The sequence below is a fragment of the Streptomyces sp. NBC_00414 genome (assembly GCF_036038375.1).
GTDB lineage: Bacteria > Actinomycetota > Actinomycetes > Streptomycetales > Streptomycetaceae > Streptomyces.
Window position 1 is genome coordinate 10,018,502 of sequence record NZ_CP107935.1, and the last position, 24,188, is coordinate 10,042,689.

Annotated in this window: 20 protein-coding genes; 11 read left to right on the forward strand and 9 right to left on the reverse strand. The window is 70.7% G+C overall.

What is annotated here, in order from left to right:
• The first annotated feature begins 125 nt into the window (after nt 1-125).
• Nucleotides 126-785: a lysophospholipid acyltransferase family protein gene (locus OHS59_RS42880; protein WP_328498752.1), complete on the forward strand. Its 660-nt coding sequence runs from the start codon at nt 126-128 to the stop codon at nt 783-785.
• 86 nt (nt 786-871) lie between these two features.
• Here the strand turns inward: OHS59_RS42880 and OHS59_RS42885 are convergent, their stop codons facing one another.
• Nucleotides 872-1,249, reverse strand: a complete 378-nt coding sequence (locus tag OHS59_RS42885) for a hypothetical protein (RefSeq protein ID WP_328498753.1) — start codon at nt 1,247-1,249, stop codon at nt 872-874.
• 289 nt (nt 1,250-1,538) lie between these two features.
• On the opposite strand from OHS59_RS42885, the gene OHS59_RS42890 reads away from it, so the two are divergent.
• Entirely contained in the window at nt 1,539-2,078 is a 540-nt protein-coding gene (locus OHS59_RS42890) for an EF-hand domain-containing protein (protein ID WP_328498754.1), read from the forward strand.
• A 70-nt stretch (nt 2,079-2,148) separates the two neighbouring features.
• Here the strand turns inward: OHS59_RS42890 and OHS59_RS42895 are convergent, their stop codons facing one another.
• The 5 genes from OHS59_RS42895 to OHS59_RS42915 form a co-directional block, all read right to left on the reverse strand.
• Entirely contained in the window at nt 2,149-3,033 is an 885-nt protein-coding gene (locus tag OHS59_RS42895; RefSeq protein ID WP_328498755.1) for a C40 family peptidase, read from the reverse strand.
• A 162-nt stretch (nt 3,034-3,195) separates the two neighbouring features.
• Nucleotides 3,196-7,113, reverse strand: a complete 3,918-nt coding sequence (locus OHS59_RS42900) for an nSTAND1 domain-containing NTPase (RefSeq protein ID WP_328498756.1) — start codon at nt 7,111-7,113, stop codon at nt 3,196-3,198.
• Between the two features lie 168 nt (nt 7,114-7,281).
• Nucleotides 7,282-7,725: a hypothetical protein gene (locus OHS59_RS42905; RefSeq protein ID WP_328498757.1), complete on the reverse strand. Its 444-nt coding sequence runs from the start codon at nt 7,723-7,725 to the stop codon at nt 7,282-7,284.
• 132 nt (nt 7,726-7,857) lie between these two features.
• Nucleotides 7,858-8,802, reverse strand: coding sequence for a hypothetical protein (locus OHS59_RS42910; protein WP_328498758.1), 945 nt, complete (start codon nt 8,800-8,802; stop codon nt 7,858-7,860).
• Nucleotides 8,803-9,057: 255 nt separating this feature from the next.
• Nucleotides 9,058-9,906: an enoyl-CoA hydratase/isomerase family protein gene (locus tag OHS59_RS42915; RefSeq protein ID WP_328498759.1), complete on the reverse strand. Its 849-nt coding sequence runs from the start codon at nt 9,904-9,906 to the stop codon at nt 9,058-9,060.
• 147 nt (nt 9,907-10,053) lie between these two features.
• Here OHS59_RS42915 and OHS59_RS42920 point away from each other — a divergent pair, with 147 nt between their 5' ends.
• The gene (locus OHS59_RS42920; protein WP_328498760.1) at nt 10,054-10,449 is read left to right on the forward strand and encodes a winged helix-turn-helix transcriptional regulator; all 396 of its coding nucleotides are present in this window, start codon (nt 10,054-10,056) and stop codon (nt 10,447-10,449) included.
• Nucleotides 10,450-10,498: 49 nt separating this feature from the next.
• On the opposite strand, the gene OHS59_RS42925 is transcribed toward OHS59_RS42920, so the two are convergent.
• On the reverse strand, nt 10,499-12,385 hold the full coding sequence (locus OHS59_RS42925) for an RICIN domain-containing protein (RefSeq protein ID WP_328498761.1): 1,887 nt from the start codon (nt 12,383-12,385) through the stop codon (nt 10,499-10,501).
• 262 nt (nt 12,386-12,647) lie between these two features.
• Between OHS59_RS42925 and OHS59_RS42930 the strand changes: the two genes are divergently transcribed.
• Nucleotides 12,648-13,292, forward strand: coding sequence for a TetR/AcrR family transcriptional regulator (locus tag OHS59_RS42930; protein WP_328498762.1), 645 nt, complete (start codon nt 12,648-12,650; stop codon nt 13,290-13,292).
• Between the two features lie 77 nt (nt 13,293-13,369).
• Here the strand turns inward: OHS59_RS42930 and OHS59_RS42935 are convergent, their stop codons facing one another.
• Nucleotides 13,370-13,723, reverse strand: a complete 354-nt coding sequence (locus OHS59_RS42935) for a VOC family protein (protein WP_328498763.1) — start codon at nt 13,721-13,723, stop codon at nt 13,370-13,372.
• 226 nt (nt 13,724-13,949) lie between these two features.
• Between OHS59_RS42935 and OHS59_RS42940 the strand changes: the two genes are divergently transcribed.
• Nucleotides 13,950-14,393 (forward strand): hypothetical protein, encoded by a 444-nt coding sequence (locus tag OHS59_RS42940; protein ID WP_328498764.1) that lies wholly within the window; start codon nt 13,950-13,952, stop codon nt 14,391-14,393.
• Here the strand turns inward: OHS59_RS42940 and OHS59_RS42945 are convergent.
• Complete coding sequence (locus OHS59_RS42945; protein ID WP_328498765.1) at nt 14,352-16,346, reverse strand: DUF4832 domain-containing protein; 1,995 nt, start codon at nt 16,344-16,346, stop codon at nt 14,352-14,354. The genes OHS59_RS42940 and OHS59_RS42945 overlap by 42 nt on opposite strands.
• Before the next feature lie 271 nt (nt 16,347-16,617).
• On the opposite strand from OHS59_RS42945, the gene OHS59_RS42950 reads away from it, so the two are divergent.
• The 6 genes from OHS59_RS42950 to OHS59_RS42975 all read left to right on the forward strand — a co-directional run bounded on the left by OHS59_RS42950 (nt 16,618) and on the right by OHS59_RS42975 (nt 24,186).
• The gene (locus OHS59_RS42950) at nt 16,618-17,580 is read left to right on the forward strand and encodes a carbohydrate ABC transporter permease (protein WP_328498766.1); all 963 of its coding nucleotides are present in this window, start codon (nt 16,618-16,620) and stop codon (nt 17,578-17,580) included.
• Between the two features lie 11 nt (nt 17,581-17,591).
• The gene (locus OHS59_RS42955; protein WP_328498767.1) at nt 17,592-18,542 is read left to right on the forward strand and encodes a carbohydrate ABC transporter permease; all 951 of its coding nucleotides are present in this window, start codon (nt 17,592-17,594) and stop codon (nt 18,540-18,542) included.
• Between the two features lie 158 nt (nt 18,543-18,700).
• A complete protein-coding gene (locus OHS59_RS42960) occupies nt 18,701-20,053 on the forward strand; it encodes an ABC transporter substrate-binding protein (protein WP_328498768.1) in 1,353 nt (450 codons plus the stop codon).
• A 43-nt stretch (nt 20,054-20,096) separates the two neighbouring features.
• On the forward strand, nt 20,097-21,596 hold the full coding sequence (locus OHS59_RS42965) for a glycoside hydrolase family 36 protein (protein WP_328498769.1): 1,500 nt from the start codon (nt 20,097-20,099) through the stop codon (nt 21,594-21,596).
• Between the two features lie 106 nt (nt 21,597-21,702).
• The gene (locus OHS59_RS42970) at nt 21,703-22,887 is read left to right on the forward strand and encodes an ROK family transcriptional regulator (RefSeq protein WP_328498770.1); all 1,185 of its coding nucleotides are present in this window, start codon (nt 21,703-21,705) and stop codon (nt 22,885-22,887) included.
• A 12-nt stretch (nt 22,888-22,899) separates the two neighbouring features.
• On the forward strand, nt 22,900-24,186 hold the full coding sequence (locus OHS59_RS42975; protein ID WP_328498771.1) for a Gfo/Idh/MocA family protein: 1,287 nt from the start codon (nt 22,900-22,902) through the stop codon (nt 24,184-24,186).
• Nucleotides 24,187-24,188 lie beyond the last annotated feature (2 nt).

The window sequence follows — 24,188 nt, forward strand, 5'->3', positions numbered from 1 at the left end:
ATGAGTACGTCGACTCAGGGCTTCGGACGGTCCTGAGGGGATGATGAATTCCGTCGCCTCACCATCGATCCGCCTCACCATCGATGCGTCTCACCATCGATCCACCGCCCGAACGCAGGAGTTGCGTGTTCAGTCGCATAGCAGCCGCCGTCGTCCCCGCCTTCGGGCACCTGACGACCTCCGCCGAGTTCACCACCCTCTCGGCGCCGGCCGTACTCGTCGCCAACCACACGTCTCTGGCGGACCCCGGCATCGTGCTGGCCGCCCTGCGCTCCATGGACATCGAACCGGTCGTCCTCGCCACCGCCGGCCTGTGGCGCGTGCCCGTCCTGCGGTATCTCCTGGACCGCGACGGCCATGTCCCCGTACACCGCCGTACCTCGCGAGCTGCGGACTCCCTGGACGCGGCCGTGGCAGCACTCGGCGCGGGCCGCCATGTCCTCATCTACGGCGAGGGGCGGCTTCCGCGCCGGACGGACGCCGCCGAAGCCGCGCCCGAATCCTTCCGCAGCGGCCCCGCGCGTCTCTCCCTGGCCTCCGGCGCCCCCGTCGTTCCGATCGGTCAGGCCGGAGCGCGCCGGGTCGCGTCCGGCAGCCGTGCCAAACAGCTCGCGGGCTTCCTGACGGCACCGGCCCGTCGCCCGCGCCTCCATGTCCATGTGGGCGCGCCGCTCCACCTGCCGACCCGGATCGAGGCGGCGAACACGGCCACGCACCAGGCCGTCGTGGCGGCCTGGCGCGTGGCGGCCGGACACCTCCTCGAACCGGCGGCGTTCACTCGCTGACCGGCCCGCGAGCTTGGCTACGACCGGTCCGCGACCTTCGCCACGACGAGTCCGCGACCTTCGCCACGACCGGTCCGCAAGCTTGGCTACGGCCGGTCCGTCGCGCCCGGTGCCTCGTGGCGCGGCGGAGCCGTGCGCCTGCGCCCGATGCGGTGCCCCGCCTCGGCGAGAGTGCCCCGGAGCGGCTTTCCACCGGTCGACCGGGAAGAACGGTCCCATGCTTGCCGCGCTGTCGTGAGCGCGCGGCCGCGGTAGCCGCGGAGCTGGCTGCGGGAGAGCCGGGCGCGTTGTCCGCCACCCGTGATCATGGCGTTGACCGACGCCATCGGGTCGCCCCCGACCGCCCGTGAGGCGAGGGCCCCGACCACCAGGGGGAGGATCACGACCGCGAGCGCCGAACCGGTGGTGGCAGCGGTGCGGGTGGCGGAGCGCAGGGGGCGGGCAGGCGGCAGGTCCTTGGTCATGACGACAGTTCAGCAGCCGCCGCGCGGCGGCACATCGGACGACCTACTCAGCCCACTCGGCCGACGTACTCAGTCGAAGAGGTCGGGGGCGTGCGCGCGGGCGTGCCACCCGTGGGCGGGGCCGACGGGCGGCGTGAACAGGTGAGCGTTCGTGCACATGTGCCCGTGGGGCTGGTGCCGCGGTCCGCCCTACAGTTACCGCTGTCGGCCGCTTTGCAGGACTTTCGAGGGTTCGGGTTCGGGTACGGGTTCGAGTTCGAGTTCGAGTGTGGGGCCGGGGAGGCTGCTCATGGCCAGTGAGTTTCAGGAGCGCAAGCTCAAGGAGATGTTCGCCGCCTTCGACGCGGACGGCGACGGCCGTCTGCGCGAGGAGGACTTCAGGGCGCTCGTCGCACGCTGGAGCGACCTGCCGGGTGTGGGCGCCGGGACGGAGCTGCGCGCGCGGGTCGAGGCGCTGCTGATGGGCTGGTGGGCGGCGCTGCTGGAAGTCGGGGACGCCGACGGCGACGGCGCGGTCGACCTGGGTGAACTGCTGCTGCTCGTCGACAGGCTGCCCGCCATGGTCGCCGATGTCACCGCGACCGCCGAGACCGTCTTCGACGCGGTGGACGCCGACGGCGACGGCCGTATCTCACCGGAGGAGCACCGCCACCTCGTCGAGACCTGGAACGGGCGGCCCGCGAACATGGCGGGCGTCTTCGAGTCGCTCGACCTGAACGGTGACGGCTACCTCGGCCGCGAGGAGTTCGCGCTGCTGTGGCGCCAGTTCTGGATCAGTGACGATCCCGCCGAACCGGGCAATCTGCTCTGCGGCCGTTTCGCCGCCTGAAGCCATTGCCGGGTTGGCTGCCTCGACCCGGCACCGGACGCCGTCGCCGTGGTCCGCGAGGCAGGGCGCCTCACGCCTCGGGCGTCGGTGTCGGGCACTCGGGTACCCCGTCGAGCCACGCGGGCCCCTTGATGTAGATGTTGGTCACCCAGGCCTTGTAGTCCGGCAGATAGGACCACGCGTCGTTGGTGTAACCCTCGGCGGTGACCCGTTCGGCGTGCTTCTGGCACTGGACACGGATCGTGGTGGAGTGGGGGAAGGCGTACACCCTGGCGGCCGCGGTGGAGGGTTCCGCCTTGGTCCAGACGCCGGTGCCCCAGGTCTGATGGACATGACCGGTGACCGGCCCGGTCTCGACGCGGACCGCGCCGAAGTAACCGCTGTTCAGGCGGACATCGCTCACCATGAGCTTCGTACCGGACTCCTTGGCCTCCACCATCTTGCCCGCGCCCAGGTAGATGGCGATGTGGTGGAGGTCCTGCGATGTTCCCCAGGCGAGCAGGTCGCCCGGAAGCAGCGGGGCGAGTCCCTGCGCGGCGGTGAAGCGCTCGGCGGCGCGGTGCGTGTAGTACTGCGAGCTGGCGACGCCGTTGAGGATGTCCGAGCCGGCGGCCCTGGCGTAGGCGTGACGGACGAGGCCCGAGCAGTCGAAGCCGAGCCGCTCGGGGTCGTGCGCACTGTCCGGGTCGGTCGGGTCGATCTGGCCGTAGGTGGCACCGGGTTGGGCGCCGTGGCCGCCTCCCCAGGTGTACCAGGTGCCTGCCGCGACCTCGGCGCAGGCGGCGGCGATCGCGCGTTCGGCGGCCGCGGAGGCACCGGGAGCCAGCGGGCCGCACGCGGCGGCCTCCCGCTCGGCGGAGGCGGGAGGGCTCGCGGCGGCGACGGCCGCGGGCGTCCAGAGGAAGAAGGCCAGCAACAGGATGAGTGTGCGGATGAGACCGGTCCGGCGGAGCATGCCGAAACCCCCGTATTCTGTCGGCGTCAACGATGCGGCAGGGAAGCAGCCGCTCGACAGCCTGTGTGCTGCACCGCCCGCCCGTCGAGATCCGGGCGTCGCCCCGTTCCCATGGGCAACGGGAAACACCGGGAAACCCCGCCCGAACAGGGCAGTCGTCCGTCACTCGGGAGGGGCCGAGCAGGCCGGCCCGTCCGAGAGAGGGACACCGGGCAGGAGCGTTCGCCGCGCGTCGTCACCGATGTCCGCCCTCAGTCGGCAGATCTCCGCCAGCCGCGCCCCGGGGTCGAGGTCCCACAGGCGTACGGTGCCGTCGGTGCTGCTGCTGGCCACGGTGCGCCCGCCCGGCGCGTAGGACACGCTCCACACCGAGTTGGTGTGCCCCGTCAGCGTCGCCCACTGCCGCCGCGCGGCGACGTTCCACAGGCGGACCGTGCGGTCGGTGCCGCTGCTGGCGAACGTACGGCCGTCGGGGGAGAAGGCGATCCCCCGGACGGAGCCCGTGTGCCCGGTCAGGGTCGCCTCCGAGCGGCGTTCACGCACGTTCCAGAGACGGATCGTGCCGTCGTTCCCGCTGCTGGCCAGGGTCCGGCCCCCGGGGGCGAAGGTCACGCTGCGCACCGCCCCCGTGTGGCCGTGGAGCGTGCCGATCCGGCGGTGGGTGGAGACGTCCCACAGCCGTACCGTCAGGTCGTCGCCGGCGCTGGCCAGGGTCCGGCCGTCGGGGCTGAAGGCGACATCGTTGGCGAAGTCCTCGTGGCCGGTCAGTGTCGCGACGGACGCGCGCCCGGTCACGTCCCACAGGCGTACGGTGCGGTCGGCACCGGCCGACGCCAGGGTCTGTCCGTCGGGTGCGAACGCCACGGAGAAGACCTGCCCGGTGTGGCCGGTCAGAGTCGCCAGGTGTTTGCGCCGGGCCACGTCCCACAGGCGGATCGCGCCGTCGGAGCCCGCCGACGCGAGGGTGTGCCCGTCGGGTGCGAAGGCCACCGAGAAGACCGTCTCGGTGTGTCCCCTCAGGGTCGCCACGAGTCTGCGTCTGCCCGCGTCCCACAGCCGCACCGTGTGGTCGGCGTCGGCGGTGGCCAGCAGTTTCCCGTCGGGGCTGTACTGCGCCTGCCAGACCTCGGTGAACGGACGGGCCGTCAGTACCGGGCCTTCGAGGTCCCACAGGACGGCGGACTGGTCGAAGCCGGCCGTGGCGAGCAGAGCGCCGTCGGACGTCATGGCCACTCCCATGACGTAGTCGGTGTGGCCGACCAGCACGGCGGTCTGTCGGCTGCTGCGCACGTCCCACAGCCTGGTCGTCCCGTCACCGACCGCGCCCACGACGGTCGTACCGTCGGGCGTGTAGGCGACGGCGTTGATGTCGTCGCTGCTTCCCGACAACGTCGCGCGGAGGCGCCCACCGTGTACGTTCCACAGCCGCACGGTCCGGTCGGTGCCTCCCGAGACCACCCTGCGGCCGTCGGGGGAGAACGCCGCGCCCAGTACTTCGTCGGTGTGCCCCCTCAGCACGGCGCGCGGCCGGCCGCGGTCGGTGTCCCACAGGCGTACGGTGCGGTCGGCGCCTGCGGAGACCAGGCTCCGGCCGTCGGGAGCGTAGGCCAGGGCGTGGACCGGCCCCTCATGCCCCGTGAGTGTGACGGTCCTCCGGTGTGTGCGCCCGGTGTCCCACAACGAGATCGTGCCGTTCGGGGCCGCGACGGCGAGTACCTGTCCGCGCGGATCGAAGGCCACGGCCCGGGCGGCTTCGGTGCTGTGGGGGAGGACCGTCCTCTGCCGGCGGCCGGCGGTGTCCCACAGGCTCACCGGCCCGTCCGTCGACGTGGCTGCCAGAGTGCGGCCGTCGGGGCTGAAGGCGATCGCGCGGACGGGTCCGGAGACGGTGAGCGTGGCGATCGGGCGGCGGTCGCGCACCCGCCACAGTGTGACCTTGCCATCGGAACTGCCTGTCGCCAGCACCCGGTTGTCCGGTGCGAAGACCACCGAGTTGACCGGCCCCCGATGGCCGTTGAGCCGCGCCGAGAAGGGCTGGGACTGGGTGCTCAGCAACGCGCCCCGCGCCTCGGCGGTGGCGCTGGTCCGGTAGGCCTGCTCGGCGAGCAGGATCGACGCCTCCGGCTGGCCCCCGGCCAGGGAGGCGGACCGGACGGCCAACGCCTGCGAACGGGCGACGCGTTCCTGGTCCAGGGCGCCCGTACGCTGCTGGTAGGCGACACCTCCGGCGGTCAGGGCCAGTCCCAGCAGGACGACGAGGGTGGCCAGCATGGACTGGCGCAGCCGGACCTGACGCCTGGCCTGCTTCCGGCGGGTGTCCTGCTCTGCCTGGCTCGTCCTGAGGAAGGCCGCCTCGCCCGGGCCGAGCCTGCTCCAGCCGTCCGTCTCGTCCGCCCAGGACCGCGCGGTGTCCAGCCGGGTGCCGCGGTACAGGGCGGACGGATCGTGGTTCTCGCGCTCCCATTCGGCTGCGGCATGGGCCAGTTGCTGGTGCAGCAGCAGTCCGGCCCGGTCCGCGTGGATCCACTCGCGCAGCCGCGGCCAGGCGTGGAGCAGAGCCTCGTGGGCGATCTCGACGGTGTCGCTGTCGAGCATGATGAGCCGCGCGCGTACGAAGGCGTCGAGGGCCCCTCCCGCGCCGTCCGCGTCGGCGAACTGCTCCATCAAGGCATCTCTGCTCATCCGGCGGCGGGTCGCCCCGGCCTCGTCCGCGACGAACACCAGTCGGGACAGGATGCGGCGGATCGTCTTCTGCTCGGCCGGGTACAGCCGGGTGAACACGTTCTCGGCCGTCCGCGCGATGGCCCCCTGGATGCCGCCGGCCCGCTGGTACCCGGCGACGGTCAGCACGTCGCCCTCGCGCCGTTCCCAGGTGGCCAGCAGGGCGTGGGAGACGAGCGGCAACGCTCCGGAGGGCGTCTCGTCGGCTCCCGCGCCGGCATCGTGCGCCGTTCCGCGCGGTGCCGTACCCGCTTCCTCGCGCAGTCCGGCGTCGCGCAACAGGAGGGGGAGCAGGCCCGGTTGCAGGGTCAGACCGGCGAGCTCCGCCGGGCGTGTGATCGACTCGCGAAGCTCCGCCACGGACATCGGGGGCAGGACGAACAGTCCGTCGGCGAACACCGGGACCAGGTCGGGGAGCCCCAGGCAGTCGCCGGTGAAGTCGGCGCGCACGCCCAGCACCACGACGGCGGGGACATATGAGCCGTCCGCGGGCCGGGAGGTCGACAGGGCGCTGAGCACCCGGACGAAGGAGTGGCGCTCGTTCTCGTCGGAGCAGAGGGTGAAGAGCTCCTCGAACTGGTCGACGATCACCACCGGCCGCCAGGTCGCGGGCGGCCGGTCCCCGGAAGCCGCCGCCGGCGCGTCCGATCTCGCGCGTACGGAGTGCCGCACCGCGTCGGGGTCGCGGCGGGCTTCCTCCGCGGTGACGCCGAGGTCTTCTCCCACCGCTTTCGCGATGCGTTCCAGTAACTCGTCCAGCGGCCGGGAGGTGGGAGTGAGTGTCACCAGTGGCCACCGGTCGGCGCCCAGCATCGGGAAGTCGCCGCGCCGCAGGGCGGGGACGAGACCGGCGTCGAGCACGGACGACTTGCCCGCACCCGAGGGGGCGAGCAGCATCAGGGGGCCGTTTCCGACCCGTTCGAAGAGGCGTTCCACCAGAGCGGCCGTCGCGCGTTCCCGGCCGAAGAACCAGTCCGCGTCCTGTCGTGTGAACGCCGACAGGCCGCGGTAGGGACACGCTCCGCCGGACTGCGGCTCGGCCGCGCCGGTCCGGTCACCGGCGCGGCCGTCCGGGGACGGTTCCCCCTGCGCGCGCTGTACCAGTTTGAGTAACTCCCCGTCGGCGCGCAGCGCTTGGTCGCAGAGGCGGGCGACATCGACGGTCACGCGTTTCGTGCCGGTCTCGATCTTGCTCAGATAGCCCTTGCTGTAGTGCGTCCTGCGTGCCAGATCGGTGAGCGACAGGCCGCGTTCCTGTCTCAGACGTCTGAGTTGCGCGGAGAAGGAGGGCGTGGTCGGCGCGCTCCGGCTCTGGTCGTCCCGGTGATCGGTTTCATGCCCGTGCTGCGGATCTCCCACGGTGTCCCCCATGGCAGTACGGCCGTGAGACGGCGATAGCCAAGGTTACTTCCGTGGTGACCGGGACAGCCAAGTCTTTCCCCGGAGTGGCGTAACCGCCACTGTCCGAAACAGTCCGCGGGCGGTCCGGGACGTCGGTCCCGGACCGCCCGCGGACGGTCGGCCGGATCAGGTGAGGGTGGCCCCGCAGCCGCCGTTCACCCACTGGTGCGACCTGATGTTGTCGTTCACCGTCGGTCCGGTGGTGAAGAAGTTGTCGGACAGGTTGTCGGCGTACAACTCGCCCGGGTACAGGCAGGTGTGGCCTTCGGTGTAGTTCTCCAGGAAGTAGAACTTGACGATCGACAGGTTGCCGGTGAAGCCGCGGTTCATGACGGACGAGGCCCTGTCGTTGGCGCCGCCCCAGTTGGCGCTGTTCCCCGAGGCGACGATCAGAGGGGAGCCCGCACAGTCGAAGGCGTCCCAGGCGTACATGTTGCCGTTGCGCGCGCCCCACTTGCTGTCGCACACAGGCCCCGCGACGCCGCTGTCGGCGGCCTGCGAGGTGGCGGGGGCGGCGAGGCCCAGGGCGGTGAGCCCCAGGAGCGCCGCCGTGACGGTGAACTTGCGCATGATGTTCTCCCTCGTTGTTGTGTCGGTGGTGCTGGGTGGTGGTGCCGGGTGGGGGGCGCCGATGCCGGTTCGCCGGGACATCTCCCGGTCATCCGGCAGCGGTGCGTGGTCGATGGGGCCGGGGCGCGAAGGTCAGTCCCGCTCCGGGACCATGTGCACCGCTCGCTCGTAGGCCCGGTGGCCGAAGTCCCGGTAGGCGTCGATGTCTTCGCCGTACCGGTCGCGCAGTCGGTCCAGGTAATGGGTCTCGCGGTCGGTGGCCACGGCCCGCAGGGAGACCCGGCGGGCGCAGGTCGCGTCAGCGACGGCGGTCGCGCGCTCGGCGGTGAACGCCTCGTCGGCGTGGGCCGGACCGAGCCGGCCGGTCTCCGCCCGGACGGCGTCACGGGCTGCCTGGGGGTCCTCGTAGGGCTGTCCCGCCTTCTTCATGCAGCGGGACCAGGCCTGTACCGCCGCGCCGAGCCGGCGGTCCTCCATGAGCTGTTTCCCGTACAGCGAGCTGAGGCTCAGGGCGATCTTGCTGGTGCGGAACCACTCGGCAGGGTCCCCGTAGAGCGTGCGCTCGGCCTCCTGCGTGCAGCCGCCGATACGTTTGCGGATCTGACCGCGGCCCGGCAGTGACGCGGTCAGCATCCGGGCGCTGTCGCCGCCGTCCAGCGCGACGTCGAAGGCGGCGCGCCGGGAGTCGGAAAGGCCCTGCCGGTAGGCGCCGTTGGGGTTGCTCTCCCGCACCCGCGCACTCTTCGCCTCGATTCTGCTGCCGTACCCGTACGTACGAGCCCATGCCACGTCGTCCTGGACGAAGCGCACCGGACGGCTCTCCCGCAGCGTCAGCCCGAGGTCCTCCCAGTAGGTGAAACCGTGGCGGCCCATGCACTGCTTGGTCAGACGCTGCAGCGCGTCGGCGACGCGGACCTCCTGCTGCCAGGTCAGCGCCGCGGGGCGGGTCCGCGCGGTCCGCTGTGTCCGGTCGCGCCCCTCGTCGTTCCCGTCGCCGCCGGTACCGTCCGTGCAACCGGTCGCGGTGGTGGCCGCCACCGCCACCACCGCGCACCAAGACATGAGCGCACGTCTCATGGACCCAGATCTCCCCTCAGCAGGACATGCCCTGTGCTGATGCACACAGAGTCGCCTCCCTGCTCGACCGGGGTCGACGGGTTTCCTGTTGCCCGCGGTGCGCGCTGCCGGGAAACAGGGGGTGAGCAGGCACTTTGCGAGACCGGAGGCAACGCGGGGGGAGCCGTGGACACGGGGCGACTCCCGTACCGTGCGATCGGTACGGGACTCGCCCGATGGTGTGCGCGTGCCGTCGCCGGCGCGTGAACGCTCAGCTCAGCGCAAGGAGCGCATGACCTCTTCCAGGTTCCGTTCACCCTCACGGGTCTGCGCGCCGGCCGCCAGCCCGCCGCGGATCGCCTTCTCCGCAGCGGGTTTCGCGAACTGGCCCGCCCAGGCCTCGTGTTCCCTGAGCATTCCCGCGGCCAGGTCCTGCGGCGGCAGGGCGTGCTTGGCGGCCGCGATCGTGCCTTCGGGCAGATCGGCGATGTCGTGGGCGAGCCGGTCGACGAACGCGTCGAGCTCGTCGGCCGGCAGAGCCCGGTTGATCCAGCCGTACCGTTCCGCGGTCCGCGCGTCGAAGAGGTCGGCACCGAGGACGATCTCCAGCGCACGGTTGCGGCCGACCCGGTGCAGCAGGTACTGCGTGCCGCCACCGCCCGGCACGATGCCCCCGATCGCCTCGATCTGGCCGAGCCCGGCCCGGCCGATCGCCGCGAAGCTCAGATCTGCCGCCGCGACGAACTCGGCGCCACCGCCGCGGGCCAGCCCGGCCAGCTTGACGATCGTCACCTGGGGCAGCGTGCGCAGCGCCTCGCCGAGCGCCTGGAACACGTTGAGACCGGCCGGTGCTCCGGCGGTGGGATCGGCGGTGGCGTTCTCGTCGTCCACCAAGGTGAAGTCGACGTGTGCGAGGAAGAACTCCGGGTCCGCGCTCTCGAACACGACCACTCGGCTGTCCGTGTCGTCCCGCAGGGCCCCGAGCAGCGTCATCAGCTCGCCCATCAGCGACAGGCTGAGCACGTTCACCGGCGGGTTGTCGATGACGACCGTGAGCACCCCGCGGTCGCTGGTCACACGCAGGGCGTCGAAGGTGCCGGGGGAGTGGAACGCGGAACGGCTCATGCCGATCTCCGATCTGGGCAGGCGCGGGCAGCCGGACAGGGGCTACCGGGCAGCTAGGTATCTGATGTATACCTAGCCTCCTGTGTGCTCGCCAGAAGCGTCAATAAGGCACATTCTGCATCGTAGGGATCATGGAGGATACCCAGGATGACCGAGACTCCCGGCGCCGACCGGGTCTTCCGCGTGGACTGCCCGAGCCGGCCAATCCTGGACCAGATCGCGGACAAGTGGTCGGTGATGGCCATGGCCGCGATCGAGGAGCCTCGGCGGTTCAACGAGATCAAGCGCCGGCTCGAAGGAGTGACACAGCGCGTGCTCACCCACACCCTGCGCCGACTGGAGCGCAACGGCATGATCGCGCGACGCGTGCTGCCCACCTCACCGGTGGGGGTGGAGTACTCGTTGACGCCGCTCGGACGGTCCTTGCAGGAACCGTTCGCCCACCTCTACGACTGGACGGTCGAGCACGCCGACGAGATCCAGCAGCGGCAGCGGGAGTACGACACGCGCACCGCCTCCCCGACGGGAGACGGCGCGCGCTGACCGGTGGTTGCCGACCCCGGTGTGTGCGCCCGGTGCGCCGGGCGGCGGATCAGGAGGTCAGCCGGAAGGACTGGGCCGCCGAGCCGGAGCAGGTCTGCTGGGAGAGCTTCGCGCCGTTGGCCGTGGACGATCCGTCCACGGCGAGGCACTTGTTGCTGTGCCGGGCCACGAAGCGGTACTGCCCCGAGGCCACGGACTCGGCACGCCACTGCTGGTTGGTGCCGCCCGTGTAGTCCCACAGATGGACCTTGACCCCGTCCGCGGTCGCGCCGGCGCCGCCGTCCACGTCCCAGGACTTGTTGTTGTGCTGGTTGACGACCTGGTGGTACCCGTCGCCGGTGGAGCGGAACTGCCACTTCTCGTTGGCGCCGTCACCGCACGACCACTGCTGGAGCAGGGTGCCGTTGGCGGTGCCCCAGTCGGTGGCGTCCAGGCAGGCCCCGCTGTTGGTGTTCGCCACCCGGTACCAGGCACTGGTGTCGATCGGGCCGGTCGGTTCACCCCCGTCGGAGGGGTTCCACACGAAGGTCGCGACCGCGCCGCCCGGCAGGGTGTAGGCCAGCGAACGGCCGTTGTCGGTGAGGGAGAAGCGCTGCGTGCCGCCGGTGTTCACGACATACGCGACGCGCGTGCCGTCCGGGTTCTGGAAGGCGACGTTCTGGATGCCGCCTCCCGGGCTGGTGGAGCCGATCCGGGTGGCTCCGACCTTGACGAACTTGCTGATGTGGCCGAGCGAGTAGTACTCCGCGCCCCGGGTGACGTTGCCGTTCGCGATCTCCACCACGCCGTTGCAGCGGGTGCCGCACAGCCCCTGGTGCGGACCTCCGCTCTGGTTGAGGGCGAGGTTCCAGGTCACCACGGTCTCGCCGCCGTTGCGCATGTTCTGCACGACGAGGTTCTCGGCCTGCCAACGCAGGCTGTCACCGAAGGTGTTGGCGGTGTTGTCGCTGTCGGTGCCGGAGCACTCGGTGAAGAAGACGCGCCTGCCGGTGCTGTGGACCTGCTGCTGGGCGGTGGGATTGCCGGCGTAGCAGTGGAAGGCGGCCCCGATGACCCGGTTGATCCCGTTGGTACGGGAGAACACGTCGAGCGGGTAGTTGGGATGGTCCCAGTTGTGGTCGAAGGCGAGGATGTTCGTCGGCAGCCCGGCCGCGGTCAGCCGCTGGTCCAGGACCCGGACGAAGTCGGCCTGCTGTGCCGAGCTCATCGACATCGAGGGGTAACTCGTCGGGTTCTCGGGCTCGTTCTGCACCGTGAGGTCGGTGAGGGTGATGCCCTCCTGGCCGTACGCCTTGATCGCCTTGACCAGGTAGTCCGCGAAGTCGCCGTAGTTCTCGGTGCGAAGGCTGCCGCCGTTGAGCGAGTTGTTCGTCTTCATCCAGGCGGGCGGCGACCAGGGAGTGCCCATGAAGCGGATGGACGGGTTGACGCCGAGGGCCTGCTTGACGACGGGGATGATCTCCGCCTTGTCGCGGGCGATGGAGAACTGCCCGCGGGTGTCCTCGTAGGAGTACGGGCTGTCGGAGGCGTCGAAGTCGGTGCTGGCGAGCGGCTGGCGCAGGTAGGACAGGCCGATTCCGTCGCCCGAGACGGAGAACAGCGAGCGCATCAGCTCACTGCGCCGGTCCGCCGGGAGCCCCTGTATGAGGCGCGCGGACGCCCCGGTGACCGACGCGCCGGCGCCGGTGTAGCGCTGACTCCGCTGGTTGCCGTCGACGCGCACGTCGGTGCCCTGCGGCGAGCCGTTGAAGGCCAGGGTGCCGTCGGAACTGAGCTTGCGGGCGCCGTCCCCGGTGGTCACCCAGACCTGGGCGACCGGGTCGGCGGCGTGTGCGGTGCCGCCGCCGGTGAGCCCGAGACCGGCGGCGGCGAGGGTCAGGGTCAGGGCGGCTGCGACGCCTGCCCGTGGGGAGCGGATTCTTCGGAGATGTGACACGGGTGCGGCTCTCCTTCGGTCTGTGACGTGTGGGGGACCCCGGCCGGACCCGCCGCGTTGTCAGGGAGGCAGCGGGCCGGCCGGGGTTCGAAGGGGTAGTGCACGCGTGCCGCCAGACCGGCGTGGCGAGGCGGAACGACGGCGCCATGAAAGCATACCTACTAAACACTTAGTAAGTGGTCTGCGTCACAAGATATGACGTACCGGCAAGACCATTCGCCCGCTCCCCGAGTGGCCCGGCAGCGCAGCGTATGGTGAATGGGTGACTGACCAGTCGGTAGGCCGAGCCACTCGGGGAGCCCGCGACAGGCCCCGCGTCCCACGCAGCCCCGAAGCCCGACAGCGCCAGCAGGACATCCTGCACATCGCGATGGACACGTTCGCGGCGCGTGGCTACAACAACGCCTCCCTGGCGGAGATCGCGGACGGGGCAGGCCTCACCCAGGCCGGCGTCCTGCACTACTTCCGCTCCAAGTCGATGCTGCTGACCAGCGTGCTCGAACTGCGCGACGACACGGACATCGAGCAACTCGGCACCGAACGTCCGCAAGGACTGCGATTCCTGCACCACCTCGTCGAGACCGCCCGGCGCAACGCCGAACGCGAGGGCATCATCCGGCTCTACGCCGTGCTCTCCGCGGAGTCCGTCACCGACGACCACCCGGCCCAGGACTACTTCCGCAGCCGCTACGCCGGCCTGCGCGGCTTCGTCGCCGACGCCATCACCGAGACGTGCCGACTCGGCGACGGCGCGGCGGACACGGAGCGCGCGCGGCATGCGGCCAACGCGGTCATCGCCGTCATGGACGGCCTCCAGATCCAATGGCTCCTCGACCCGGCGGCGGTCGACATGGCGGCTTCGACGGACCTGGTCATCGACGCGATCCTCGCCCAGTTGACGCCGTAACCGCCCACGACACCGGACCGGGGTCCCGCGGCCGTCGGACCGCGATCACTGCTCGCTTCCGCTGCCACGGGGCGCCGTCAGGCGGGCTGCCACAGCTCGACCCGGTTGCCCTCCGGGTCGGTCACCCAGCCGAAGCGGCCGACGCCCTCCATGTCCTGGGTCTCCGGCACCACGTCCGCTCCCTCGGTGCGCAGTTGTGCGAGCATCGCGTCCAGGTCGCGGACCCGGAAGTTGAGCATGCACTGCTGGGCGCGGGATCCGAAGTGGTCGGTGTCCGACTCGAAGGCCGCGAACACCGTCGGCCCGGCTCCCTGCTGCCACAGGCCGTTGTCGTCGGCGTCCAGGCCCAGGCAGTCGCGGTACCAGGCGCTCAGGGCGTCCGGGTCGGCGGCCCGCAGGAAGTACCCACCGATTCCAAGCACACGTTCCATGCCGCCATCCTGCCAGGAGGGCGGCCGACGTGGTCGATGGGGAACGGCGCGGTCAGAGCGCCCAGGCGGGTGCCTCTCCGCTCCAGCTCAAGACGAGCAGGATGTCGTCGAGCGTGCCGGACTCGAACACGGCACGGGCGTCCGCGTCGAAGCCGAGCCGCCAGTCGCCCGCCGGGTCCCCAGGAATCCGGTCCAGGCCGGGACGTTGCCCCGCCGGGTGCCGGCGATGCCGCTGGTCGCCGTCGCCGCGCCGCCGGTCGCACCGCGGGACAGGGACACCACGGTGTCGGGAACGGCCGCGTCGCTCGCCGGACGGACGGCCACCGCCGCGGTGGTGAGCCGGTCGACCCCGGTCGGGAAGTCCACGTCGCGCAACGGGAGCGTTACCGACCTCGCTCAGAGCGAAGCCGCCGGTCCGCTGTGTCTCGGCGACATCCACCGCGTCACCGCCCGCCCCGACGCCGCCCGCACGGCCTGGACCCGGGCCCTGACCCTCACCGGCGCACTGGGCCTCCCGGACACGGAACCGCTGCGTGCCGAACTCTTCACCCGCCTCCGTCAGGACGCGGACCTGATCTCCAGTGGCTCGGGCGTCGGGACCGGCCTCCCCGGCCCCGACGCCCTCCGGTCAGGTCACGGTGATGCGGTCGATGTCAGGTGCCCACCCTGAACCGTTGGCGACGGTGACGCTGTTGCCCGTCCCGGCGTTCAGGTTCAGGCTCACCGTGGTGGTCCGGGTGGTGTTCCAGTCCGCCGCCGGTGCGAAGGCGACCGTCTTCGGCGTACCCCCGTTGGCCTGGACGGTGGCCGAGCGGGCCTCCGCGGTCGTGTACTGGATGGCCACCGTCCTCGTACCGCCGCTGCCGCCGTCGACGCCGTTGAAGGTGAGGGCGGCGCCGTTGCCGACATAGCCGACCTTCGAGCCGCCGGAGCAGCCGGTGCAGTCGGCCGTCCTGGCCGTGCCCGTGAGGGTGTTCCCGGCGGCCTCCGCCTCGTAGCTGTGGGAGGTGCCGGTCCCGGAACCCACCGTCATGGCGCCCAGAGCGAGCCAGCCGTCCTGGTTCTGCCCGGTGTTGGCGAAGCGCAGCTTCTTGGCGCTCGCGTCGACGTCCTCCAGGGGGTTCTTGGCCTTCATCACGAGCTGGTAGGTGCCGGCCGTGACACCGGAGAGGTCCACGGACGTGTCGAAGTACTGGGGGTAGCCGTAGTCGAGGTAGGTCGGGTCGGCGCCCACGCCCCAGTCGGGGAAGGCGCGGATCTTCACGGGCATGGCCTTGCGCAGGTCCCAGGGGGTGGCCCAGCTCTTGACGACCTGCCCGGACGCGTTCTTGAGGCCGAGGCTGACGGTCCAGGGGTAGTAGAACGGCGCCACCCCGTTGTTGGTGAGCCGCACACCGACTTTGGTGCTGCCCTGGGCGGTGTCCTGGAAGTAGGCGTGGTCGACGGTGAGGTCGTAGCCCATCTGCCGGACGGCCGCCCCCACCTTGGCGCTGTTCGGGTCGTAGTTGGCGCTGCCCTCGTTGATCTTCCAGGTGGTGTGCTCCAGTTCCAGGCACGCCTTCATGTTGTCCACGGCGCCGGAACCGCCGGGCCAGTTGTCGAAGGCGGTGGACTGGATCTCGGGGCGTACCTCGCCGCCCATGGAGGCCGTGGTCCACCGGTTCTCCACGCCGTGGTCGAGGGCCTTCTGCAGCTGGGAGTAGGACGCGCCGCCCATCGAGGTGGGCAGGGTGACACCGGCGAGCGGTGAGCCCTCACGGAAGCAGAAGGAGTCGTCGTGATAGCCGACGGCGGGCAGGCTGTCGGCGGCGCCGCCGGCGGACTCGGGGTACCGCACTTCAATCTTCGTGCGGGTGAAGGCGCTGTTGTACGCCCGGATGATCTCGGCCCCGTGCGCGTCGGTGGGCATGTAGTCGGGATAGGAGTCGCCCGAGGTGTCGGTGTCGTAGGGCCAGGTGTGCCACTCGCCCCAGAGGCCGACCAGCCCCATGTGGATGAACCCGATCCGCGGGTCGTTGTCGTAGCGCGCGCCGAACGCGGCGATGAAGTCCTTGAGCGCGTCCAGCAGGTAGGCGCTGTCGTAGTCGGGGCTGGTGGTGTTCCAGTAGGTGTTGGTGCGGTTGGCGACATGCCCGGCGAAGCACGGCGGGATCGCGTTGCCGGGATGGGTGCCCGAACCGCCCGGGTACTCGATGTAGAAGCGGATGGCGGCCTGATTGCCGTACGAGGCCGTCTCGTTCAGCGCGTCGTCCAGGACGTCCCAGTCGTAGTGCTCGCAGTCCGAGGAGTCGTTCATGACCTCGGAGAGACCGAAGTAGCTCCACGTCAACGAGTGCGGATAGCCGGTGTTCTGGTTGCCGCCGGGCTGGTAGAAGCGGGCGAAACCCTTGAGCGGGTTGTCCAGTGGCGCGTCGGCGCGGGTGAGGGTGTGGGCCGTGAGCGCGGGATCAGGGCTCGGGCCGGGTGAGGGGCGGGCCGGGGCCCCCTGCGCCGTGGCCGCCGAAGGGGCGCCCGCGGGGGCCGCGTAGGAGCCGCTGGGGAGTGCCGCCAGGGCGAGGGCCAAGGCGGTGGAACAGAGTGCGGCCAGGACATTTCTGCCGCGTCGCTGCGCGAAGGTGCGCACGGTGTGAACCTCCGGTATCGGGTGGGGACATGCCGTCCGGCGATCCGCCGGACGGCTCGACAGGCCCGCCAACTCCCTTCCGGCCTGCTCCGACCCGCGTGGACACACGCCATCGCGAGGCCGTGAGCGCCGACTTCCGCAGCTGGTTCCGGGGGCCTGAGCCGGATTTATTATGAGCCAGCATTGACAAAGTTTCGCTGTTGCTCATCAATATGTGACCACGGTGCCCCACTGGCAAGAGGTGCGGCGCAGATCTCTTCGAAGGGGAACCATGTGCGCTGACACCGCAGTTGCGCCGCCGCGGAAGAGCAACGGTTCCGATCCGGGTGATCCGGCCGCGGCCCGCGCGCCGGTCGGAGCCCGCCGCAGGCGCGACGACCGCAGGGCCGCCTGGCTGTTCCTGGCACCCGCACTGATCGGATTCGCGCTGTTCTACGCGTATCCGACCCTGCAAGGCATCTACTACTCGCTCACCGACTACAACCTGCTCTCCGATCCGACCTTCGCCGGAGCGGACAACTACAGCCAACTGATCGGCGACGAGCAGTTCTTCAACGCGCTCAAGGTCACCGGCTACTACGTCGTCCTCAACATCGGCTCGCAGACCGTGCTGGGGCTGCTGCTCGCGACGCTCATGCACCGCCTGACCCGGTCGGTGGCACTGCGGGCGATCCTGCTGGTGCCCTGGCTGGTGCCCAACGTGACCGTCGGCCTGCTGTGGATGTGGATGCTGGACGCCAACCTCGGCTTCGTCAACCACATCCTCGACGCACTCGGCCTCGGCACCACCGGCTTCTTCACCTCGCCCACCTGGGCGATGCCGACCGTGGCCGGGGTCAACACCTGGGCGTACACCGGCTACACGGCCCTGCTGCTCTACGCGGGGATGCTCCAGATCCCCCATCACCTCTACGAGAGCGCCTCGTTGGACGGCGCAGGCGAGTGGCGCATGCTCACCAGGATCACGCTGCCGCTGCTGCGGCCCGTCCTGGCCCTGGTCCTCGTGGTGTCGCTGATCGGCTCGTTCCAGATCTTCGACACGGTCGCGGTGACCACCAAGGGCGGCCCGGTCAGCGCGACCCGGGTCATCTACTTCTACATCTACGAGCAGGCGTTCACGAACTTCCGCATGGGCTACGCCTCCGCCGTGGCCGTGGTGCTCGCGGTGATCCTCGGCGTACTGACCGCGGTGCAGATGCGTCTGCTGCGTGCCTCCCGCTCCGACCTGGCCTGAGGAGGCACACGATGACCCCGACCCCGACCCCGGCTCCGACCGAGGACGCGCGCCGCAAGGCATCCCCACTCGTCAAGAGCGCACGGCGGAAGATCTCACCCGGCCGGATCGCCGCCTGGACGCTGCTCTGCGGCGCGCTGTTCGTGACCGTCTTCCCGTTCTACTGGATGGTCCGCACCGCCCTGACACCGGCGGCCGACATCTACTCCGACTCCACGGGCCTGATCCCCGACCACCCCACGATGATCAACTTCCTGCGGGTGCTCGGGCTGACCAGCCAGGCCGAGGCGCGGGCGGCCGGCGGCTCCGGCGCCCACGTGGACTTCCTGCGCTACCTGCTCAACTCCGTCGTCTACAGCGGGCTGATCGCCGTACTGCAGACGCTGTTCTGCGCGATGGCCGGCTACGCCTTCGCCCGGTTGCGCTTCCCCGGGCGGGACGCGGTCTTCGGGGTGCTGATCGCCGCGCTGATGGTGCCGCCGATCTTCACCGTGCTGCCCAACTTCGTGCTGGTGAAGAACCTCGGCTGGCTGAACACCTTCGCCGGCATGGTCGCTCCGAGCGTGCTCATGACGCCGTTCGCGGTGTTCTTCCTGCGGCAGTTCTTCCTGTCCATCCCGCGTGACGTGGAGGAGGCGGCCACCCTGGACGGCGTCGGCTCCTGGGGCATCTTCTGGCGGATCGTCATGCCGATGAGCCGCGGCCCGCTCATCACCATCGGGCTCACCACCACGGTGTGGTCCTGGAAGGACTACCTGTGGCCGCTGCTGACCGGCCGTGAGGAGGAGACCCGCGTCCTGACGGTGGCGCTCGGCATCTTCCAGCAGCAGTCGCCCAACACCCAGCCCGACTGGACCGGTCTGATGGCCGGCTCGACGCTCTCCGTCCTGCCCGTCCTCGTCCTGCTGATCGTCCTCGGCCGCCGTCTGGTCGAGTCGCTCAACTTCACGGGCATCAAGTAGTTCCCGCTGCCACCACGGCGGCGTCAAGCAGTCCCCCCGCTGCCCCCGTGCCGGCGTCAATCAGTGCCTGCTGCCGCCACCGGCGTGAGCACGTCCTGCCGTGCCGACATGCCGACATCACGCACCACCCCTACCCGCACCTGCGAAGAGGTCCCGAGATGAGTTCCAAGCACCTGCGCATCGGCGCCGCCCTGCTCTGCCTGTCCGCCACCACCACCCTCGTCTCCTGCGGTGGCTCCGACGACGACGCCGCCGGTGGGAGGACGACCCTCAACTACTGGCTGTGGGACGACAAGCAGCTCCCCGCCTACCAGGACTGCGCGACCGCCTTCGAGAAGGCCAACCCCGGCATCACCGTCAAGATCACACAGACGGCGTGGGCCCAGTACTGGCAGAACCTCACCACCCAGCTCACCTCCGGCGAGGCACCGGACGTGTGGACCGACCAGGCATCCTACTATCCGCAGTTCGCCACCAGCAACCAACTCCTCGACCTGCAGCCCCTGGTGGACCGCGACAAGGTGGACCTGTCCGCGTACCAGTCAGGACTGGCCGACACCTGGGTCAAGGACGGCAAGCGCTACGGACTGCCCAAGGACTGGGACACCATGGCACTGGCCTACAACACGGACCAGTTGAAGAAGCAGGGCGTGGACGCCGCCGAGCTGGGCGAGCTGACCTGGAACCCCACCGACGGCGGCACGTTCGAGGAGACCATCGCCAAGGCCACCGTCGACACCGAGGGCCGTAACGGACTCGACCCCGACTTCGACAAGAACCATGTGAAGGCCTACGGCTTCCTGCCCGAGTGGGCCGACGGCTCCCAGGGCCAGAACGGCTGGGGGGACCTGGCCGCGGCCAACGGCTTCACCTACCTCGACAAGAACCCGTGGGGCACGCACTACAACTACGACGACCCCAAGCTGGCCGAGACCATCGCATGGTTCAAGCGCCTCATCGACAAGGGGTACGCGCCGCGCTTCGACAAGCAGTCGTCCGTCGCCAACTCCGAACTGCTCATCGCGGGCAAGGGCGCGATCATGGTTACCGGTTCCTGGACCATCTCCACCTTCACCGACCCCAAGAACAAGCAGAAATTCGCCTTCGCGCCCCTGCCGACGGGCCCCGAGGGCCGCAAGAGCGCCATCAACGGGCTCTCCGACGCCATCTGGGCAGGCACCGAGCACCCGGACGAGGCGTGGAAGTGGGTCAAGTTCCTCGCCTCGCCGGACTGCCAGGACCTCGTCGCCAAGCATGCCGTCGTCTTCCCAGCACTCAAGTCCGCCACCGAGAAGGCGCTCGCCGCGCACCGGGCCGAGGGCCGCGACGTCAGTGCCTTCACCGACGCGGCCGCGACCGAGGGCGGCACCTTCCAGCTGCCGGTCACCGAGCACGGCACCGAGATCAACCCCCTGGTCCAGGACGCCGTCCAGTCGGTGATCCTCGGCAGGGAAAAGCCCGCCGCCGCGCTCAAGTCGGTCAACGACAAGGTCAACGACCTGTTCGAGTAGCCGCCCCGCAGGCTACCCATCTCACCCGGACGCAAGGAGATCCATGGCCCAGCTCGCAGACCTCGGCGGACACACCCTCGCCCTCGAACTCGAAGGCGACACCCCGCCCCAGGTCGTCGACGGCGGACTGCTGCTGCCCCCTGGTCGTGTGGCCGTCCTGCACGGCCTCGGCGACGCACTGTTCTACCGCCACGGGCACAACTCCTGGAGCCCTTGCGGATGGCGCCGCCTCTCCGACGCCCCCCTGCGCATCGAGAGCGCCGAACGCCGGCTCACTGCCGACGACACCGTCTGGGACGACCCCGCCCGCCACCACTCCTCCGCCGTGGCCGCCCTCCAGGGAGCCGACGGGCAGGTCCTGCTGCTCGGCGCGCTCGGCCTCGACATCCCGCGCCTGTCGGCGGACCGGGACACCCTCGCCGGCTGGTCGGAGCGAGGCGGAGCACCGTGGTTCCTCGCCCACGGCACGGAACAGGAGGTCTTCGCCGCCTACACCCGCCGTCTCGCCGCCCGCCTGGGCCGCAGCGACAAGCGGGCGGGCAACGTGTGGTGCAGCTGGTACGCGTACTACGAGAACATCACCGAACAGCAGCTCACCAAGGACATCACCGCCCTGCGCGGCCTGCCCTTCGACGTCGTCCAGGTCGACGACGGCTGGGAACGGGCCGTCGGCGACTGGGAACCCAACGACAAGTTCCCCTCCGGGATGAAGGCGCTGGCCGACCGCATCACGGACGCCGGACTGCGTCCGGGACTGTGGATCGCCCCGTTCATCGTCCACCCGCAGTCCCGCACCGCCCGGCAGCGCCCCGAACTGCTGCTGCGCGACGACCGGGGCGAGCCGGTGGTCGCCGGACACAACTGGGGCACCGGCTACTGGGCCCTCGACCTCAGCCGGCCCGCCGCGCGGGAGCAGCTGCGCGAGACGATCCGCCGGGTGAGCCGAGAGTGGGGATTCACCTACCTCAAGCTCGACTTCATCGGCGCAGCCACCGTCCCCGGGGCACGCGCCGAGGATCTCGGCCGCGAAGAGGCGTACCGGATCGGGCTGGGCATCATCCGTGAGGAGGCGGGACCGGACGCGTACCTGCTCGGCAGCGGGGCCCCCCTGCTGCCCTCCCTCGGGCTGATCGACGGCATCCGCAGCGGTCCGGACGTCGCCCCGCTGTGGGAGCACTACGCCACCCAGGACCCCTCCGACGCGCTGGCCCGCAACGCCGTCGTCAACACCCTGCACCGCCTGTGGCAGTCACCGCTGCTGGAGGTAGACCCCGATGTCGTCTACTTCCGCAGCCGCCTCAACCTGCTCACCGAGGAACAGCAGCGGTGGCTGCGCGACCTCGCCGACATCTGCGGCTTCCGGGCCGTCTCCGACCCGCCCGGCTGGCTGCACCCCGACGAACTGGAGGACATGACCGCCTACTTGGCCGCACGCCCACAGGTACGCAGGCTGAGCCGCTACCGCTTCACCCTCGACGGCCGCGAGGTCGACTTCGCCCCGGCGGTCGATCCCGACACCGAGCAGCGCTATCCCATCGCCTGACGTGGCCGCGGCACCGCCCCGCCTGCCGACACGGCCACCGGCATGAATTAGTAAACTGCTCAGCATTATCCAGCGGCGGGGACCCGCCCCCTTCAGGGAGCACCACATGGCGACGACCGGAACAGACCTGTCCCGGATGCGCGAGATGAACATGCTGTCCATCGTGTGGGCGCTCCGCGGCAACCCGCCCTCGACGGTCACCGAGCTCGCGGGCCGGGCGGGGCTGTCCCGGCCCGCCGTCGACGTCCTGGTCCAGTCCCTGGTCGCCGACGGCTGGGCCGAGGTCGAGGAACCGGGCGCCAACAGCGTGGTGGGGCGCCCGGCCCGGCGCTTCCGCTTCCGTGCCGACGCCGGTCATGTGCTCGGCATCGACATCGGCGTCCACAAGGTCCTCGTCATGCTCAGCGACCTGGAGGGCAATCTTGTCCACACCCTGCGGCGCCCCGTCGACCCCGAGGCGGACCCGAAAGCGCGGTTCGCGGCAGTGGACCGCGCGATCGACGAGGTGCTGCGGAGCGCCGGCATGGCACCGGCGGACATCTGGGCGGTCACCGTCGGGGTGACCGGTCCGGTCGACGCCAGCGGGCGTACCACTCTGTTCACCCCGCTGCCCGGCTGGAACACCGCGGACCCCGTCGCCCACCTCGCGGCCCGTTTCGCCTGCCCGATCCAGGTCGAGAACGACTGCAAGCTCGCCGCCGTGGCCGAGCGCTGGAAAGGAGTCGCCCCCGACGCCGACGACATCGTCTTCCTCCTCGCCGGCCTGCGCACCGGCGCCGGACTGATCCTGGACGGCACCCTGCGCCGCGGTCACGGCGGCGCCGCGGGCGAGATCGGCGCCCTCAAGGCGGTGCGGTGGCTCAGTGCGCCCGGCCATCTCGAAGCCTGTCCCGGTGTGCCCGTCACGGCGGCGCCGGGTGAGGCCGCGGCCTGGGTGTTCCAGGCGGCCCGGGACGGCGACCGGCAGGCGAAGGCCGCCGTCCGCCGCTACACCCGGGACCTCGCCGTCGGAGTGGCCGCCCTGGTCCTCGCCCTGGACCCCCAGGTCGTCGTCTACGGCGGCGGTTTCTCCCGGTCCGCCGACGTCGTCCTGGAACCACTGCGCCAGGAACTCACCAAGCACTGTCTGCGGCTGCCGGACCTGCGCGCCTCGACCCTCGGCGACGAGAGCGTGGCCCTGGGCGCCGTACGCCTCGCCCTCGACGAGGTCGACAGCCGCCTGCTCAGCGACGGACTGGCGGCGCCGACGGCCCCACGGCGTGAGACATCCCGCAGCGACGAACTCAACTGAAGGGACGGGCACATGGGAGACGGGCACGCGGGAGACGGGCACATGGGAGACCGCGCCGAGCCGACGGGTACCGAACTGCGTATCGGGGTGGTGGGCGTCGGTCAGCGGGCCCCCCTGGCCACGCTGGCGAACCGGCCGGGCCACGCCCGGGTGGTGTCCTGCGCCGACCCGCACCCCAGGGGACAGGCCGACGCCGGACTGCTGTTCGGCGCGGACGTCGCGGTGCACGAGCGGTACGAGGACATGCTCGGCGACGACCTGGACGCGGTGTTCGTCCTCACCCCCGACCATCTGCACACCGGGCCCGCGCAGTTCTTCCTCGACGCCGGGACACCGGTGTTCGTGGAGAAGCCCCTCGCGATCACGGTCGAGGACTGCGACACCCTGCTCGACGCCGCCTTCCGCTCCCGCACCCGCCTGTACGTCGGCCACAACCTGCGCCACCTGCCGATGCTGCGACGCATGCGTGAGCTGATCGACAAGGGCACGATCGGCACCGTGCGTTCCATCTGGTGCCGCCACTTCGTCGGTCACGGCGGGGACTTCTACTTCAAGGACTGGCACGCCGAACGGGCCCACACCAACGGCCTGTTGCTGCAGAAGGGCGCACACGACCTCGACGTGATCCACTGGCTGGCCGGCGGCTACACCCGTGACGTCGTCGCTCACGGCACACTCGCCGTCTACGGCGACAACCCGCGCCGTGACGCACGGACTCCCGTACCCGACGGCGAGCGCATGCCCGACTGGTACGACCCGGACATCTGGCCGCCGTCGGCCCTGCGTGACCTCAACCCCGTCATCGACGTCGAAGACCTCAGCATGATGCTCGGCCGCCTCGACAACGGAGTGCTCACCAGCTACCAGCAGTGCCACTTCACCCCCGACTACTGGCGCAACTACACCGTCATCGGCGACGAGGGCCGCCTGGAGAACTTCGGCGACGGGATCGACGGCGACCCCGCCACCATCAAGGTCTGGAACCGGCGCCGCTCCGGCTACCGCCAGGACGCCGACCTGAGCCTCGACGTCCCCACACCGGACGAGGGCCTGCACGGCGGCGCGGACCGGGCACTGGTCGACGAATTCCTGCGCTTCGCCGCCACGGGAGGCCGCACCGAGACCTCCCCGATGGCCGCCCGCGAGGCGGTGGCCTGCGCCGCGGCGGCGACGACCTCACTGCGCTCGAACGGCACATCGGTCGCCGTACCGGAACCCGCCCCGGCGCTCGTCGACTACTTCGCGAACCACCAGACGCTTCCGGCCGCCGCCGGGGACCCGGCAGCCCGACAGGCCTGACG

What these genes read in the sequence shown, in the direction of transcription:
- OHS59_RS42885 (WP_328498753.1), bottom strand. Translation starts at nt 1,249, where the DNA reads ATGACCAAGGACCTGCCGCCTGCCCGCCCCCTGCGCTCCGCCACCCGC.
- OHS59_RS42950 (WP_328498766.1), top strand. Translation starts at nt 16,618, where the DNA reads ATGTGCGCTGACACCGCAGTTGCGCCGCCGCGGAAGAGCAACGGTTCC.
- OHS59_RS42940 (WP_328498764.1), top strand. Translation starts at nt 13,950, where the DNA reads ATGCCGCTGGTCGCCGTCGCCGCGCCGCCGGTCGCACCGCGGGACAGG.
- OHS59_RS42935 (WP_328498763.1), bottom strand. Translation starts at nt 13,723, where the DNA reads ATGGAACGTGTGCTTGGAATCGGTGGGTACTTCCTGCGGGCCGCCGAC.
- OHS59_RS42910 (WP_328498758.1), bottom strand. Translation starts at nt 8,802, where the DNA reads ATGAGACGTGCGCTCATGTCTTGGTGCGCGGTGGTGGCGGTGGCGGCC.
- OHS59_RS42920 (WP_328498760.1), top strand. Translation starts at nt 10,054, where the DNA reads ATGACCGAGACTCCCGGCGCCGACCGGGTCTTCCGCGTGGACTGCCCG.
- OHS59_RS42905 (WP_328498757.1), bottom strand. Translation starts at nt 7,725, where the DNA reads ATGCGCAAGTTCACCGTCACGGCGGCGCTCCTGGGGCTCACCGCCCTG.
- OHS59_RS42955 (WP_328498767.1), top strand. Translation starts at nt 17,592, where the DNA reads ATGACCCCGACCCCGACCCCGGCTCCGACCGAGGACGCGCGCCGCAAG.
- OHS59_RS42890 (WP_328498754.1), top strand. Translation starts at nt 1,539, where the DNA reads ATGGCCAGTGAGTTTCAGGAGCGCAAGCTCAAGGAGATGTTCGCCGCC.
- OHS59_RS42895 (WP_328498755.1), bottom strand. Translation starts at nt 3,033, where the DNA reads ATGCTCCGCCGGACCGGTCTCATCCGCACACTCATCCTGTTGCTGGCC.
- OHS59_RS42970 (WP_328498770.1), top strand. Translation starts at nt 21,703, where the DNA reads ATGGCGACGACCGGAACAGACCTGTCCCGGATGCGCGAGATGAACATG.
- OHS59_RS42915 (WP_328498759.1), bottom strand. Translation starts at nt 9,906, where the DNA reads ATGAGCCGTTCCGCGTTCCACTCCCCCGGCACCTTCGACGCCCTGCGT.
- OHS59_RS42965 (WP_328498769.1), top strand. Translation starts at nt 20,097, where the DNA reads ATGGCCCAGCTCGCAGACCTCGGCGGACACACCCTCGCCCTCGAACTC.
- OHS59_RS42960 (WP_328498768.1), top strand. Translation starts at nt 18,701, where the DNA reads ATGAGTTCCAAGCACCTGCGCATCGGCGCCGCCCTGCTCTGCCTGTCC.
- OHS59_RS42975 (WP_328498771.1), top strand. Translation starts at nt 22,900, where the DNA reads ATGGGAGACGGGCACGCGGGAGACGGGCACATGGGAGACCGCGCCGAG.